This is a genomic window from Klebsiella sp. 64, from assembly GCF_018223915.1.
Classification (GTDB): Bacteria; Pseudomonadota; Gammaproteobacteria; order Enterobacterales; family Enterobacteriaceae; genus Klebsiella; species Klebsiella pneumoniae.
Window position 1 is genome coordinate 89,545 of sequence record NZ_JAGRQZ010000003.1, and the last position, 15,394, is coordinate 104,938.

The following is a 15,394-nucleotide window of genomic DNA, read 5'->3' on the forward strand; positions in this document are numbered from 1 at the left end:
ATTAATTGCAGTTAAAAAATTTAACAAACACATGAGTAACTTTTTATGGCTGAAACAAAGTCTCAACAATCAAGGCTCCTGGTGACGCTGACTGCGCTATTTGCAGCGTTCTGCGGCCTCTATCTATTAATCGGCGGGGCATGGCTGGTCGTGCTTGGCGGCTCCTGGTACTACCCTATCGCCGGGCTGGTGATGCTGGGCGTGACCGTAATGCTGTTCCGCGGCAAGCGCGCTGCGCTGTGGCTGTACGCCGCGCTGCTGCTGGCGACCATGATCTGGGGCGTCTGGGAAGTTGGTTTCGACTTCTGGGCGTTGACGCCGCGTAGCGATATCCTCGTCTTCTTTGGCATCTGGCTGATCCTGCCCTTTGTCTGGCGTCGTCTGCCGGTGCCTTCCGCTGGCGCCGTTGGCGCGCTGGTCGTCGCCCTGCTGATCAGCGGCGGCATGCTGACCTGGGCTGGTTTTAACGACCCGCAGGAAGTCAACGGCACCCTGAGCGCCGACGCTACGCCGGCCGCACCGATTTCCACCGTCGCCGACGGCGACTGGCCGGCCTATGGCCGTAACCAGGAAGGCCAGCGCTTCTCCCCGCTGAAGCAGATTAACGCCGATAACGTGAAGAACCTGAAGGAAGCCTGGGTGTTCCGCACTGGCGACCTGAAACAGCCGAACGATCCGGGTGAAATCACTAACGAAGTGACGCCGATTAAAGTCGGCGATACGCTCTTCCTGTGTACCGCTCACCAGCGCCTGTTTGCGCTGGACGCCGCCACCGGTAAAGAGAAGTGGCATTTTGACCCGCAGCTGAACGCCGATCCGTCGTTCCAGCACGTCACCTGCCGCGGTGTTTCTTATCACGAAGCGAAAGCGGATAACGCCCCTGCCGACGTCGTCGCCGACTGTCCGCGCCGCATTATCCTGCCGGTGAACGATGGTCGCCTGTTCGCGGTAAACGCCGACAACGGTAAGCTGTGCGAAACCTTTGCTAATAAAGGTATTCTCAATCTGCAGACCAACATGCCGGTCACCACGCCGGGCATGTATGAACCCACTTCACCGCCGATCATCACCGATAAAACCATCGTGATTGCCGGCGCGGTCACCGATAACTTCTCTACCCGCGAGCCGTCAGGCGTGATCCGCGGCTTTGATGTGAATACCGGTAAACTGCTGTGGGCCTTCGATCCGGGTGCGAAAGATCCGAACGCCATCCCGAGCGATGAACATCACTTCACGCTCAACTCGCCGAACTCATGGGCGCCTGCCGCCTACGACGCTAAGCTGGATCTGGTCTATCTGCCGATGGGCGTGACCACTCCGGACATCTGGGGCGGCAACCGTACGCCGGAGCAAGAGCGTTATGCCAGCTCGATTGTGGCACTGAACGCCACCACCGGTAAGCTGGCCTGGAGCTATCAGACCGTCCATCACGATCTGTGGGATATGGACATGCCTTCCCAGCCGACGCTGGCTGATATTGAGGTCAACGGCAAAACCGTACCGGTCATCTATGCCCCGGCGAAAACCGGCAACATCTTCGTGCTGGATCGTCGTAACGGCGAGCTGGTGGTCCCGGCGCCGGAAAAACCAGTACCGCAGGGCGCTGCCAAAGGTGATTACGTTACCAAAACCCAGCCCTTCTCCGATCTGAGCTTCCGTCCGAAGAAAGATCTGACCGGCGCGGACATGTGGGGCGCCACTATGTTCGACCAGTTGGTGTGCCGCGTGATCTTCCACCAGCTGCGCTATGAAGGTATCTTCACCCCGCCGTCTGAGCAGGGCACGCTGGTGTTCCCGGGTAACCTGGGGATGTTTGAATGGGGCGGTATCTCCGTCGATCCGAACCGTCAGGTGGCTATCGCCAACCCGATGGCGCTGCCTTTCGTCTCAAAACTGATCCCGCGCGGGCCAGGCAATCCGATGGAGCCGCCGAAAGATGCGAAAGGCTCTGGTACCGAGTCCGGCGTGCAGCCGCAGTACGGCGTCCCGTACGGCGTAACGCTGAACCCGTTCCTGTCGCCGTTCGGCCTGCCGTGCAAACAGCCGGCCTGGGGGTATATCTCCGCCCTGGATCTGAAAACCAACGAAGTGGTATGGAAAAAACGTATCGGTACTCCGCAGGACAGCCTGCCGTTCCCGATGCCGGTTAAACTGCCGTTTACCATGGGGATGCCGATGCTGGGCGGTCCAATCTCCACGGCCGGTAACGTCCTGTTCATCGGCGCGACTGCAGATAACTACCTGCGCGCGTACAATATGAGCAACGGCGAGAAGCTGTGGGAAGCCCGTCTGCCAGCCGGCGGTCAGGCGACTCCGATGACCTACGAAGTGAATGGCAAACAGTATGTTGTCATCTCTGCCGGCGGTCACGGCTCGTTCGGTACCAAAATGGGCGATTATATTGTCGCCTATGCGCTCCCGGATGACGCCAAATAAAACGCAAAACGGCAACGAAAGTTGCCGTTTTTTTTGGTGTTCCGTCCTTCTTCCCGTTGGGGATCGCAGCAGGTCGCAGAGACTTAAACCGTGAACCCCAACATCATCCCGGTGTCTTCATGTTCCAGCAGGTGGCAGTGGGCCATATAGGCAAACTCCTTCGGCGCCGGATGATCAAACTTCACTAATACTTCACTCACGTCCCCTTCCACACGAACGGTGTCTTTCCAGCCGCGACGATGCGCCGCTGGCGGCTTGCCGTTTTCGCTGAGGATACGGAACTGGGTGCCGTGGATATGGAACGGATGCAACATCATGTCGCCCTTACCAGAAATCACCCAGCGCTCATACTGGCCTCTGGCGGCGGCAAACATCGGCTCATTCATGTCGAAGGCTTTGCCGTTGATGCGGTTGGCGTTATGGAAATCAAAGCCCTTGCCTGACGACATGCCATGCTCCATGCCGGATCCGTGGTTCATGCTCATGTCGCCGTGATGCATATTCCCCATGTCGCTCATGTCGCCATGCCCCATCATGCCGTGATCCATTCCGGCCATCGCCTGGTCGCCATACTTCTCCATCAGCGCCTGCATGCCCATCCGGTCGAGCATCGGATCCATAGACAGCTGGAGCTGACGCTGCGTCAGCCCCGTCAGGGACGGTAACGCCGGGAGAGCGGCCAGAGTATCCAGCAGCTTGCCGGAGGCGGGAATGACCAGCGGCTGGACGCGCAGTACCGGCTGTGGTTTATCAAAAGGCGCAATCGCCATGCCCATCTGGCTCACCGGCAGAGTCACCAGATCGAAAGGTTTACCGTCGCTGGTGTCCACCAGCACCTCAAAGCGTTCCCCCATCAAGACCGGCAATTCATCGACCTTGACCGGCTCGGCCAACAGACCGCCATCGCTGGCCACTACGTACAGCGGGCGCTTATCGCTGGTGGCAAAATTGAGGGAACGGGCATTACAGCCGTTCAGCAAGCGCAGGCGCAGCCAGCCGCGCGGCGCGGCATGTTCGGGATAGAGGGCCCCATTGGTCAGTAGCGTATCGCCAAACCAGCCGACGGCGGCGCTCATCACATCCAGCTGATAGTCGATCTCGCCGGCGGCGGTGAACTTCTTATCCTGGACGATCACCGGCACATCATCGATTCCCCACTGCTTAGGCAGCAGCAGGCGCCCGCTCTCTTCATCCTCGATCAGCACCAGGCCGGCCAGCCCCATCGCCACCTGCCGGCCGGTGCTCCCATGCTGATGCGGATGAAACCAGCAGGTCGCCGCCCGCTGCGTTGGCGTGAAGCTTACCGTGCGGGTGGCGCCCGGCGCGATAACCCCCTGTGGCCCCCCGTCGACCTCGCCCGGTACCTCCAGACCATGCCAGTGCAGCGTGGTCTCTTCCGCCAGCTGGTTAGTAATATCCACCGTGACGGTCTTCCCCTGCGTCAACTGCAGCGCAGGGCCCAGCAGCGACCCGTTGTAGCCCCAGGTAGTGGCATTCAGGGCGCCAAACCGCGTTTTGCCCGCCTGGATCCTGAGCGCGATGCGGTTGCGCGCATCGGCGGCTAACAGCGACGGTATCGGCAGAGCCGGGCGACTGGCGGCAAAGACCGCCCGGCTCCATAACGGCAATGCGCTGGCCATGCCGACCGCGGCGGTCAGTTTGAGGAAGTCTCGACGTTGCATATTCACATCCTTTTATTCTGCGGGCGAATATTTGAGCTTAAACCCTACCGTAACGGGAAGGTCAAGCAGAAGAGTAAGAATAAAGATCGGCGCTGTGTAAAGAAGTATGCTAATTTGAAGCGTCGGTGATCTAATGGTAGAAAAAATGAAGACGCTTTTCAGAACAATGGTACTCGGCAGCCTGCTTGCTCTCTCCGCCAACAGCTACGCGCTCAGCGAATCCGAAGCGGAAGATATGGCTGATTTAACCGCGGTTTTTGTGTTTCTGAAAAACGACTGTGGCTACCAGAACCTGCCCAACACGCAGATCCGTCGCGCGCTGGTGTTCTTTGCCCAACAGAACCAGTGGGACCTGAGCAACTATGACAGCTACAACATGAAAGCGCTAGGCGAAGACAGCTATCGCGATCTTAGCGGCATTAACATTCCGACGGCGAAAAAATGTAAAGCGCTGGCCCGCGATTCGCTCAGCCTGCTGGCTTACGTTAAATAATTCCCTGCGCGGGCGGCAACGCTCCGCGCCTTTAGCATTTCAATTTCCCCCTTTAAATATTTATATTTATTATTGTATATAAACAAACCTTATTTAATTGCGAACCTATCAATTTGCCAAATAAAGTAAACCCATAATAATGAAGAATGACTAAAAAACTAATAAAATATCATTATTCATATATTGCAAAATAAAAAGCACCCTTCTAGAATCCGGTAAAAATATACCTACTTCATGGACTGAAATTGTGAATATCTCGCTGACATTTCGTGTTATCCCACTCGCCGCGCTGTTAGTAGCCGGCTGTAGCAATACCTCTTCCCGCCAGCCGGTTAAACCGATCGCCACGCCGCTGACGTCACAGCAGCAGGCAGAGCAGGAGCGGGCGGCCAGCGAACAAGCGCGCATTGAATCCTGTCGCCAGGCGCTGGATTCGCTAAAAGAGGTTAACCCACAGCAAGCCACTAAACTCAGCAATGACTTTAACGCTTTAGTGCGCGCGGCGTCACAATACAATAGCGTGCGCGAGAAAGTGGCGGATCCTACCCGGCTTGGCATTGACTCCATGTATCAGTTTAAATCCATCAAACTGTGCGCCGATATCCAGAAAACGCTGATCGATAGCCTGGTACAGCGTGGTGAAAGCAAACAGCCATGAACAGAGCCGCCACGCTGACCCTCAACGCGCCCCTGCTGATGCTCGTCGCTGCGCTGGCGCTTTCAACCCCCTTCACCGCCGGCGCCGCGCCGGCCTTTCTTGATTACGCCCAACAGCAAACCCAGCAATCTCAGGCGCAAGAAAAAAACGATGCCGAAAGCGCAAAACAAACACAAGAAAGCCGCCAGAGCGCAGATAATAAAAAAACCGGTACCAACACCTCACAATTACAAAAAAGAATCACCAGCCAGCAGGCGGCGATTGCACAAAAAGATAAGCTTATACAGCAATTAAAAAAACAGCTTGCCGCTACGCCGCAAACGGATACTGCCGGAGCGAATGAGCAAGCGGCGTTGAATAAGAGAATTAATGAATTACAGGTCGCCTTAAGCGCCGCTACTGCAGAAAAAGAGGCATTAATAAAAAAAGCAGGCGTTGTGCAGAATAATAATCTACAGCAAAGCCAGGCCGCGGCGCGTCAGCAGATCCAGCAATTAACGACGCAGATTCAGCAAGCCGAAGCTGAAAATAAACGCCTCAGCGCCAGCTTTACCACGCTTAATAAAGATAAACACGCGCTAATGACCCAACTGGCCGCTGCGGAAAAAGAGAAACAGGCCGCTCTTGAGCAGGTCAAAGCGCTTAACGCTGACAAACAGCCGCTGACGACCCGGCTGGCCGCTGCGGAGAAGGCGCAGCAGGCCGCTCTTGACCAGGCTAAAGCGCTTAACGCTGACAAACAGCCGCTGGCGACCCGGCTGGCCGCCGCGGAAAAAGAGAAACAGGCCGTCCTCGAGCAGATTAAAGCCCTTAACGCCGATAAGCAGTCGCTGACTATTCGCCTCGCCGCTGCGGAAAAGACGCAGCAGGCTGCCCTCGATCAGGTCAAAGCCCTTAACGCCGATAAACAATCTCTGTCCACCCGGCTGGCCGCCGCGGATAAAGCGCCGCATGGCCCCGCTAACGACGCCGCTGCGCCAAAAAATGAGCCACCAGAGATGGCGGCCATAGTGGCAGCCTATCGCCTGCAGGCGGATAAAGACAACGCCCAGCTACGGATGAAAGAAGATGAAATCGAACTGCTGAGAACGCAGCTTTCTGTACAGTCCAAAACGCGCAGCGGCGAGAGCGCCGCCGCCAAACTCAGCGCATCGGGAGAACAGCAGGCTTATGCGATCGGCGCCTCGATGGGAAGCGAGGCGCTCAACGTCCTTACCACCCGTCGCACTCAGGGGGTTACCGTCGACGCAGGCCTGGTGCTGCAGGGCATCGAAGATGCCTTTCGCGGCCAGCTTCGTCTCGGAGAGCAGGAACGTAACAAGGCGCTGTTTGATGTGTCACAGCAGGTTTTTCAGAACCTGAATAAAATAGAGCAGAAAAACATCAGTGCCGGCAAGAAATATCAGCAGGCGTTTGCGCGCAAAAAAGATGTGGTTTTTAAAGAGGGCGTCTACAGCCGCGTCGATTACCCGGGTAAAGGAAAAATAAGCGGTAACGACCTGGTTACCGTGGTGATCAAAGAGATGCTGACGGACGGGACGGTGATCAACGATATGGAAGCGAAAGATCAGGCGCTTACGCAAAAGCTGGATGCCTATCCCCTGGTGTTTCGCGAACCGCTGAAGCGTCTACAGAACCACGGCTCCGTGACGCTCGTCGTCCCGCCTGAAAAGGCCTATGGCAGTAAAGGATTACCGCCAAAAATCCCGCCAGGCGCCACCATGGTTTATTCCGTGCGGATAGTAGATAGCCAACCCGAGCCGGCAAAATAGCCTCATCCTCTCCACCGCCCTTCCGGGGCGGTGGCTGTTATTCCTGCCTCATTGCTGCAATAACCGCCGTGCATCCTCATCTATAGTTGTCTATGATGTTGCACTCGTTTTACGGGTGTAACAGATGTTAACGAAGGAGGAGCCTTATCGTGGCCGATAATCCACTGTGGCATGAAACGCTGCATGACCATTTTGGTCAGTATTTTAGCGTTGATAACGTGCTGTACCACGAAAAAACCGATCATCAGGATCTGATCATCTTTGATAACCGCGCCTTTGGCCGGGTGATGGCGCTGGATGGCGTCGTACAAACCACCGAACGCGACGAGTTCATCTATCACGAAATGATGACCCATGTGCCGCTGCTGGCTCACGGCAACGCGAAGCATGTGTTAATCATTGGCGGCGGCGATGGCGCGATGCTGCGCGAAGTCTCTCGTCACCGTAGCATCGAAACCATCACCATGGTGGAAATCGACGCCGGGGTAGTTTCATTCTGCCGCCAGTACCTGCCGAACCATAACGCCGGCGCCTATGACGATCCGCGCTTTACGCTGGTGATTGATGATGGCGTCAATTTTGTTAATCAGACGACGCAAACGTTTGACGTGATCATTTCGGACTGTACCGACCCTATCGGCCCGGGAGAAAGCCTGTTCACCTCGGCTTTTTATGAAGGCTGCAAACGCTGCCTGAACCCGGGTGGGATCTTTGTTGCCCAGAATGGCGTCTGCTTCCTGCAACAGGATGAAGCGGTAGGCAGCCATCGCAAGCTAAGCCACTATTTTCGCGACGTCAGCTTCTACCAGGCGGCAATTCCAACCTATTACGGCGGGATCATGACCTTTGCCTGGGCGAGCGACAATGAGGCGCTGCGCCATCTCTCCAGCGAAATCATTCAGGCGCGCTTTCACAAAGCCAACCTGACCTGCCGTTACTACAATCCGGCAATCCATACGGCGGCCTTCGCCTTACCACAATATCTGCATGATGCTCTGTCCGCACCGTGACGCGAAATAAGGGGGTGAACTAAATTGAAAAAATTGAAGCTGCACGGCTTTAACAACCTGACCAAAAGCCTGAGTTTTTGTATCTACGATATCTGTTATGCCAAAACGGCAGAAGAGCGCGACGGCTACATCGCCTATATCGACGAACTCTATAATGCCAATCGCCTGACGGAGATCCTGACAGAAACCTGTTCTATTATTGGCGCCAATATCCTGAATATCGCCCGTCAGGATTATGAACCCCAGGGCGCCAGCGTGACCATTCTGGTCAGCGAAGAGCCTGTCGATCCCAAGCTGATTGACCAGACCGAACATCCTGGCCCGCTACCGGAAACCGTGGTCGCCCATCTCGATAAGAGCCATATCTGCGTGCATACCTACCCGGAGAGCCATCCGGAGGGCGGCCTGTGCACCTTCCGCGCCGATATCGAAGTTTCAACGTGCGGCGTCATTTCCCCGCTTAAAGCGCTGAACTATCTGATTCACCAGCTGGAATCGGACATTGTGACCATTGACTACCGTGTGCGCGGCTTTACCCGCGATATCAATGGGATGAAGCATTTTATCGATCATGAAATCAATTCGATTCAGAACTTTATGTCCGACGATATGAAGTCGTTGTATGACATGGTCGACGTCAACGTTTATCAGGAAAATATCTTCCATACCAAAATGTTGCTCAAGGAGTTTGACCTTAAGCACTACATGTTCCATACCCGACCGGAAGAGTTGACTGCCGAAGAGCGCAAGGTCATTACCGACCTGCTATGGAAAGAGATGCGCGAGATTTACTACGGCCGCAATATTCCTGCCGTGTAATCTATGAAATGCCCGGCGGCGCTTTTGCTTGCCGGGCCTGTAGTTCTGCGCCACCCGACATAAAAGGCGTCATTAACGCTGCTGCATAAACTCACGATAGGCGGCGACCACCTGCAGGAAATCCTCAACACCGCACAGAGAAAGACTTTCTTCGTCGTAGTAGCTCATCCCCTCCTCGATTTCGTCGCCGGAAAACTCCAGCTGATTGGCGCGGATCATCACCTCTTCGCCATCCAGCCACAGCGTATATTCATGCCCGGCACGCTGCCAGGAACGCTCGCTGCCCTTCACGGTGCGCGCAGCCTGCTCCACTTCGTCCAGCAGAGCAAGATTGCCTTTCACCTCCTCGTTGAACCAGTGGCCGATCGCCTCGTGATCCATCGACATTCGCACCTTTACCACTCCGGTAATATCGCGCAGAAATTCGTAATCCATAGTCTTTTCCTCTGCAAGGGCAATGCGTCACCGCTGCACTGTACCCATGCAGTAATTATCGCAGCAGACAGAAAGAAAAAAAGCGTAGCGGGCGGGAGGTTTGGAAATAAAAATGCCCGGTGATGCAATGTTCACCGGGCATTGGAGAGTTTATCGCCAAACGGTCAGCCGGGCTGACCGAATGGTTTACACCGCGGTCTGGAAGATCACGCCGTCAGCTTTTTCAGTGTACTGATCCAGCTGGTTGAAGTTCAGATAACGGTAGGTATCTTCCGCCGTCTTATCCACCTGCGCCACGAAGGTCTGGTACTCTTCCGGCGTCGGCAGTTTGCCGAGCAGCGAAGCCACCGCTGCCAGTTCGGCAGAGGCCAGATAGACGTTAGCGCCGGTACCTAAACGGTTCGGGAAGTTACGGGTAGAGGTGGAAACCACCGTCGCGCCGTCGGCCACGCGCGCCTGGTTACCCATACACAGGGAACAGCCAGGGATTTCGATACGCGCCCCGCTCTTACCAAACACGCTATAGTAGCCTTCTTCGGTCAGCTGCGCGGCATCCATACGGGTTGGCGGCGCCACCCACAGGCGAGTCGGCAGTTGGCCTTTGTGGCTATCCAGCAGCTTACCGGCGGCACGGAAGTGGCCGATGTTGGTCATGCAGGAGCCGATGAACACTTCGTCGATCTTCTCGCCCTGCACATCAGACAGCAGGCGGGCATCGTCCGGATCGTTCGGCGCGCACAGAATCGGCTCTTTGATATCCGCCAGATCGATGTCGATCACTGCCGCGTATTCCGCGTCAGCATCGGCTTCCAGCAGCTGCGGATCCGCCAGCCATTTTTCCATGCCCTGGATACGACGCTCCAGGGTACGGCGGTCGCCGTAGCCTTCGGCGATCATCCACTTCAGCAGAACGATGTTGGAGTTCAGATACTCAACGATCGGCTCTTTATTCAGCTTGATGGTGCAGCCGGCGGCAGAACGCTCAGCCGAGGCATCGGTCAACTCGAACGCCTGCTCGACTTTCAGATCCGGCAGACCTTCGATCTCGAGGATGCGACCAGAGAAGATGTTTTTCTTACCTTTCTTCTCCACGGTCAGCAGGCCCTGCTTGATGGCGTACAGCGGGATGGCGTGGACCAAGTCACGCAGGGTGATCCCCGGCTGCATTTTACCTTTGAAACGCACCAGCACCGATTCCGGCATATCCAGCGGCATCACGCCGGTCGCGGCGGCGAAGGCCACCAGACCAGAGCCTGCCGGGAAGGAGATGCCGATTGGGAAACGGGTGTGGGAGTCACCGCCGGTACCCACGGTATCCGGCAGCAGCATGCGGTTCAGCCAGGAGTGAATCACGCCATCGCCCGGACGCAGAGAAACACCGCCGCGGTTCATGATGAAGTCCGGCAGAGTGTGGTGCGTGGTAACGTCAACCGGCTTCGGGTAGGCCGCGGTGTGGCAGAAGGACTGCATCACCAGGTCTGCAGAGAAGCCCAGGCACGCCAGGTCTTTAAGCTCATCACGGGTCATTGGACCGGTGGTGTCCTGAGAACCGACGGAGGTCATTTTCGGTTCGCAATAAGCGCCCGGACGGATACCGGCAACGCCGCAGGCGCGGCCAACCATTTTCTGCGCCAGCGAGAAGCCGCGGGTGCTTTCCGCCACGTCTTTCGCCTGACGGAAGACATCGCTGTGCGGCAGGCCCAGCGCTTCACGCGCTTTGGTGGTCAGACCGCGACCGATGATCAGCGGAATACGGCCGCCGGCGCGCACTTCGTCGATCAGCACATCGGTTTTCAGCTCGAAGCTGGCCAGCAGTTCGTTGGTCTCGTGGTTACGCACTTCGCCTTTGAACGGGTAAACGTCGATTACGTCGCCCATGTTCAGGTTAGACACATCAACTTCGATAGGCAGCGCGCCCGCATCTTCCATGGTGTTGAAGAAAATTGGCGCGATTTTACCGCCCAGACACAGGCCGCCGCCGCGCTTGTTCGGCACGTTCGGGATATCGTCGCCCATAAACCACAGCACCGAGTTGGTGGCGGATTTACGTGAAGAACCGGTCCCGACCACGTCGCCGACGTAGGCCAGCGGGTAGCCTTTCTGCTGCAGGGCTTCGATCTGTTTGATTGGGCCAACCACGCCCGGCTGATCCGGCTCAATGCCTTCGCGGGGGTTTTTGAGCATTGCCAGCGCATGCAGCGGGATGTCTGGGCGCGACCACGCATCCGGCGCCGGAGAGAGATCATCGGTGTTCGTTTCGCCGGTGACCTTGAAGACGGTAACAGTGATTTTCTCTGCCAGCTGCGGACGGTTCAGGAACCATTCGGCGTCAGCCCAGGATTGCATAACCTGTTTAGCATGCTCGTTACCCGCTTTAGCTTTCTCTTCCACGTCGTAGAAGTTATCAAACATCAGCAGGGTATGGGAGAGCGCTTTCGCGGCAATCGGCGCCAGTTTCGCGTCGTCCAGCGCATCGATCAGCGGATGGATATTGTAACCGCCCTGCATGGTGCCCAGCAGTTCAACGGCTTTTTCAGGGGTAACCAGGGGGGAGGTCGCTTCGCCTTTGGCGATCGCGGCAAGGAATCCAGCTTTAACATAGGCGGCTTCGTCGACGCCCGGCGGTACACGGTTAATCAGCAGGTCTAACAGGAATTCTTCTTCGCCCGCAGGCGGGTTTTTCAGCAGTTCTACCAGCGCGGCCATTTGGGTTGCATCTAAGGGTTTGGCAACAATCCCCATGGCGGCACGCTCAGCTACGTGCTTACGGTATTCTTCTAGCACGACGGTTCTCCTCGCTCTCATTGTCATAATGCGGCCTACACGTCTTCAATCAATCTGCCTCTGTCCTGGCTTAGCTTGCCGCGTGACGCATCTTGAAGGATTTAGTGGCTGGGCGATTTTCTTCACGCTCCTGTGAGACAGCAGTTTGTAGGGTAAATGCCCGATACCGCGTCGGCAGCATAGCAGGATTTTTGAAAGGTGTTAATCTGTTTACAAAAAAGCAACATTAAAATTTAGCTGAATCGTTAAGGGCAGGATATTGCAGGCTTTCTGTTCAAATCCCACGACAAAAATTCCTTTCCGCGTACAACGCCACGGGCCGATCCCAACAATAATCAATAAAAAGCCATACCGCTTACTTATACTCAGCAAACGCGCCGTTTTCGCAGATACTTTAGCGAGATGGGTTACTTTTTGGGTCAGGAGTTTCCATGTCACTGCCGTTCAACCCCCATATTATCGCCCTGCTCTGTAGCGCTGGCTTACTCGCGGCGGCAGGAACACTCTATGTGCAAAGCCGAACCCCAGCGACGATCGCTGAACCGCCTGCGCAGCAAGCTCCAGCGCCCGCAGCGTCGACGACACAGCCGGTGGCCGCCACTTACACCCAGGCGCAAATTGATCAGTGGGTCGCCCCTATCGCGCTCTACCCGGACAGTCTGCTGTCGCAGGTGTTGATGGCCTCCACTTATCCCGACAACGTCCTGCAGGCGGTCCAGTGGTCCCAGGATAACCCCGCGATGAAAGGGGATGCGGCCGTGCAGGCGGTTGCCAGCCAGCCGTGGGACCCTAGCGTCAAATCTCTTGTCGCTTTCCCTGCCCTGCTGGCGATGATGGGCGAGAATCCGCCCTGGGTGGAAAATCTTGGCAATGTGTTTTTGGCCCAGCCGCATGATGTGATGGATTCAGTGCAGCGCCTGCGCGCCATTGCCCAACAAACCGGGACGCTGAAATCCACACCGCAGCAGAAAGTGATTGTCACCCCTGTCGCACCGGTTTCAGCCAGCAGCAGCACGGCAGCAACCGCAACCGCCCACACAGCGGCGCCTGCGCCCACGCAGGTCATTAAAATAGAGCCGACCAATCCACAGGTGGTCTATGTTCCCAGCTATAACCCCTCCACCGTCTATGGTACCTGGCCGAACAGCGCCTATCCGCCGGTCTATCTGCCGCCCCCTCCCGGGGAGCAATTTACCGATAGCTTCGTCAAAGGCTTCGGGTACAGCCTCGGCGTGGCCACCACCTGGGCGCTGTTCAGCAGTATCGACTGGGATGATGATGACCATCACCATCACGATGACGACTACCACCACGGCGATTACTCGCATAATGGCGATAACATCAATATTAATGTAAATAATTTCAATCATATAACAGGAGAAAACCTGCCGGGAAACCACGTTAACTGGCAGCACAATCCTGCCTATCGCGGACACACACCGTATCCCGATAATACGGTAGCTCAGCGCTTCCATCAGACCAACGTTTCCGGCGGACTGAGCGCGACCCAACATGCGCCAGTCGATCGCGAAGCGCAGCGCCAGGCAGCGATGACCCAGCTGCAGCATAACGTACCGACGGCCACAGCGGGCAATCTGGCGGCAAACAACACCTCACGCGACGCCCAGCGTCAGGCGGCCTCGGCGCAGCTGAAGCAAGCCACCCAACGCAGTAATTACCGCGGTTACGACAGTACGCCGACCCAACAGCAGCGTCGCGAGGCGGCAAAAACGCAGCTGAAAAACCCCACGCCGCAGCAACAGCAGCGTCGAGAAGCCGCCAGGAGCCACGAGCAGAACCGCACACCTCAGCAGCAGCAGCGCCGGCAGCAGTTCCAGTCCGCCACGCCAGCCCAGCGTCAGCAGACGCTCAGCCATCTGCGCGCCAACGCCCTTAGCGGCAACGAAAGCCGCGCCCCCTCCTGGCAAGCGCAGCAGGAACGAGGACTGCAGAGCCGCCAGTTTTCCGGCGTAAACCGCGAGTTACGCGATGGCGCCAGAGAACGTCTTTCCGAACACCATGAACTGCGTCGCCGCTAAGGATGAGCAGAATGAGAAACCCATTATCCGTTGCCCTGTTTACGTTAATGCTGTCGCCGCTTGCCGCCTTCGCCCAACAGCAGTTTGCCACGCCGGAACAGGCCGCAGCTGCGCTGGCCGAAGCGATCAGCCAGCCTAATGAAGCCGCGCTGAGCGAAGTACTCGGCGATAACTGGCAGCAGTTTTTACCCACGGACGGGATCGACCCTGCCGCCGTCGATCGCTTTCAACGCGACTGGCAGGTGAAACATGTCATCATCCTGCAGGGTGACAAAGCCTGGCTCGATGTCGGTAGCGAGGCATGGCGTCTGCCCGTGCCTATCGTAAAAACGTCTGAGGGATGGCGCTTTGATATGGCCGCTGGCGAAGAGGAGATCCTCACCCGCGCCATCGGCCGCAATGAGCTTTCGGCGATCGCCGCCATGCATGCCTATGTTGATGCCCAGCAGGACTATTATCATCTGAACCACCGCTGGGCGCAGAAAATCATCAGTAGCGAAGGCAAAAAAGATGGCTTGTACTGGCCAACTTCGCCGGGCGAAGCGCCAAGCCCGCTCGGTCCGGCCTTTAGCCCGACGGTGCCCGGTAGCGGCTACCATGGCTATCGCTTTCGAATTATCGCCGGTCGCGATGACCAGAGCGTCGCCTTGCTGGCCTGGCCGATAGCCTGGGGTGAAACCGGCGTGATGAGCTTTATGATCGATCAACAGGATAGGGTCTATCAGGCCAATCTCGGTGAAGAGAGCGCCGCAAAGGCACAGGAGATAACGCGCTTTACCCCCGACGCTGACGCCGGCTGGCAGGTGGCAGAACCTTAAAAAAAACGCCCGGTTGCACTCACGCAACCGGGCGTTTTCATTCACTTAGCCCTGGTGAGGCATCAGAGAAGGATCGCCGGCAAAGGCTGGTTTTGTGCTGGATAATGCCGCTTCGTCAGCGCTGATGCTACCGGAATTCGCCGCCCATACCCCTTCATTGGTCTTCGTCACCTGCTGATGCTGGGCATTCAGATCCTGGCCCATCGCCGCAATGTGGGTCGTTTCCGTACCGCCGCTGTTGTCCGCCCAGGGAATGTTGGCGTCAGCGGCGTAAGCCACACCGGTAAAAAACGTTGCAGCGACCAGCGCTGTGGTTAAAAAGCGTTTCATCTCACACCTCATCGATATCGTTAACTGCCTATAAGTTTACTGAGTGACTATTTTCAAAGTATGTATGAGGTGTAGCGGTTTATGAACAGTGACATAGTTCTAAACATCAGGCATAAAA

Annotated in this window: 12 protein-coding genes; 8 read left to right on the plus strand and 4 right to left on the minus strand. The window is 56.6% G+C overall.

The annotated features are described in order from the left end of the window. Window positions 1-45 precede the first annotated feature (45 nt). Complete coding sequence (locus KHQ23_RS03615; RefSeq protein ID WP_002888816.1) at window positions 46-2,436, plus strand: glucose/quinate/shikimate family membrane-bound PQQ-dependent dehydrogenase; 2,391 nt, start codon at window positions 46-48, stop codon at window positions 2,434-2,436. Window positions 2,437-2,519: 83 nt separating this feature from the next. On the opposite strand, the gene cueO is transcribed toward KHQ23_RS03615, so the two are convergent. Further along, on the minus strand, window positions 2,520-4,118 hold the full coding sequence (gene cueO / locus KHQ23_RS03620) for a multicopper oxidase CueO (protein WP_004177397.1): 1,599 nt from the start codon (window positions 4,116-4,118) through the stop codon (window positions 2,520-2,522). A gap of 145 nt (window positions 4,119-4,263) precedes the next feature. Between cueO and KHQ23_RS03625 the strand changes: the two genes are divergently transcribed. The 5 genes from KHQ23_RS03625 (at window position 4,264) to speD (ending at window position 8,870) form a co-directional block, all read left to right on the plus strand. After that, window positions 4,264-4,611 (plus strand): YacC family pilotin-like protein, encoded by a 348-nt coding sequence (locus tag KHQ23_RS03625; protein ID WP_002888808.1) that lies wholly within the window; start codon window positions 4,264-4,266, stop codon window positions 4,609-4,611. A gap of 247 nt (window positions 4,612-4,858) precedes the next feature. Beyond that, entirely contained in the window at window positions 4,859-5,269 is a 411-nt protein-coding gene (locus KHQ23_RS03630; RefSeq protein WP_004191979.1) for a hypothetical protein, read from the plus strand. A 581-nt stretch (window positions 5,270-5,850) separates the two neighbouring features. Continuing rightward, window positions 5,851-7,041, plus strand: coding sequence for an FKBP-type peptidyl-prolyl cis-trans isomerase (locus KHQ23_RS03635; RefSeq protein WP_164842839.1), 1,191 nt, complete (start codon window positions 5,851-5,853; stop codon window positions 7,039-7,041). A 149-nt stretch (window positions 7,042-7,190) separates the two neighbouring features. Beyond that, window positions 7,191-8,051, plus strand: a complete 861-nt coding sequence (speE, locus tag KHQ23_RS03640) for a polyamine aminopropyltransferase (RefSeq protein ID WP_002888741.1) — start codon at window positions 7,191-7,193, stop codon at window positions 8,049-8,051. Window positions 8,052-8,075: 24 nt separating this feature from the next. Then, window positions 8,076-8,870 (plus strand): adenosylmethionine decarboxylase, encoded by a 795-nt coding sequence (speD, locus tag KHQ23_RS03645; RefSeq protein WP_002888739.1) that lies wholly within the window; start codon window positions 8,076-8,078, stop codon window positions 8,868-8,870. Between the two features lie 72 nt (window positions 8,871-8,942). Here the strand turns inward: speD and yacL are convergent, their stop codons facing one another. Beyond that, window positions 8,943-9,305: a protein YacL gene (yacL, locus tag KHQ23_RS03650; protein ID WP_002888737.1), complete on the minus strand. Its 363-nt coding sequence runs from the start codon at window positions 9,303-9,305 to the stop codon at window positions 8,943-8,945. 186 nt (window positions 9,306-9,491) lie between these two features. Then, window positions 9,492-12,089, minus strand: a complete 2,598-nt coding sequence (gene acnB / locus KHQ23_RS03655; protein WP_002888735.1) for a bifunctional aconitate hydratase 2/2-methylisocitrate dehydratase — start codon at window positions 12,087-12,089, stop codon at window positions 9,492-9,494. Between the two features lie 431 nt (window positions 12,090-12,520). On the opposite strand from acnB, the gene KHQ23_RS03660 reads away from it, so the two are divergent. Both KHQ23_RS03660 and KHQ23_RS03665 read left to right on the plus strand, forming a co-directional pair. Continuing rightward, complete coding sequence (locus KHQ23_RS03660; protein ID WP_032435585.1) at window positions 12,521-14,128, plus strand: DUF3300 domain-containing protein; 1,608 nt, start codon at window positions 12,521-12,523, stop codon at window positions 14,126-14,128. Window positions 14,129-14,139: 11 nt separating this feature from the next. Then, a complete protein-coding gene (locus tag KHQ23_RS03665) occupies window positions 14,140-14,946 on the plus strand; it encodes a DUF2950 family protein (protein ID WP_009309253.1) in 807 nt (268 codons plus the stop codon). Window positions 14,947-14,991: 45 nt separating this feature from the next. On the opposite strand, the gene KHQ23_RS03670 is transcribed toward KHQ23_RS03665, so the two are convergent. Then, window positions 14,992-15,276 (minus strand): hypothetical protein, encoded by a 285-nt coding sequence (locus tag KHQ23_RS03670; protein WP_004177403.1) that lies wholly within the window; start codon window positions 15,274-15,276, stop codon window positions 14,992-14,994. Between the last annotated feature and the right edge of the window lie 118 nt (window positions 15,277-15,394).

Excerpts from the sequence above, each read along its gene's own strand:
- KHQ23_RS03615 (WP_002888816.1), top strand. The coding sequence starts at position 46 with ATGGCTGAAACAAAGTCTCAACAATCAAGGCTCCTGGTGACGCTGACT.
- cueO (WP_004177397.1), bottom strand. The coding sequence starts at position 4,118 with ATGCAACGTCGAGACTTCCTCAAACTGACCGCCGCGGTCGGCATGGCC.
- KHQ23_RS03625 (WP_002888808.1), top strand. The coding sequence starts at position 4,264 with ATGAAGACGCTTTTCAGAACAATGGTACTCGGCAGCCTGCTTGCTCTC.
- KHQ23_RS03635 (WP_164842839.1), top strand. The coding sequence starts at position 5,851 with ATGACCCAACTGGCCGCTGCGGAAAAAGAGAAACAGGCCGCTCTTGAG.
- yacL (WP_002888737.1), bottom strand. The coding sequence starts at position 9,305 with ATGGATTACGAATTTCTGCGCGATATTACCGGAGTGGTAAAGGTGCGA.
- KHQ23_RS03660 (WP_032435585.1), top strand. The coding sequence starts at position 12,521 with ATGTCACTGCCGTTCAACCCCCATATTATCGCCCTGCTCTGTAGCGCT.
- KHQ23_RS03665 (WP_009309253.1), top strand. The coding sequence starts at position 14,140 with ATGAGAAACCCATTATCCGTTGCCCTGTTTACGTTAATGCTGTCGCCG.
- KHQ23_RS03670 (WP_004177403.1), bottom strand. The coding sequence starts at position 15,276 with ATGAAACGCTTTTTAACCACAGCGCTGGTCGCTGCAACGTTTTTTACC.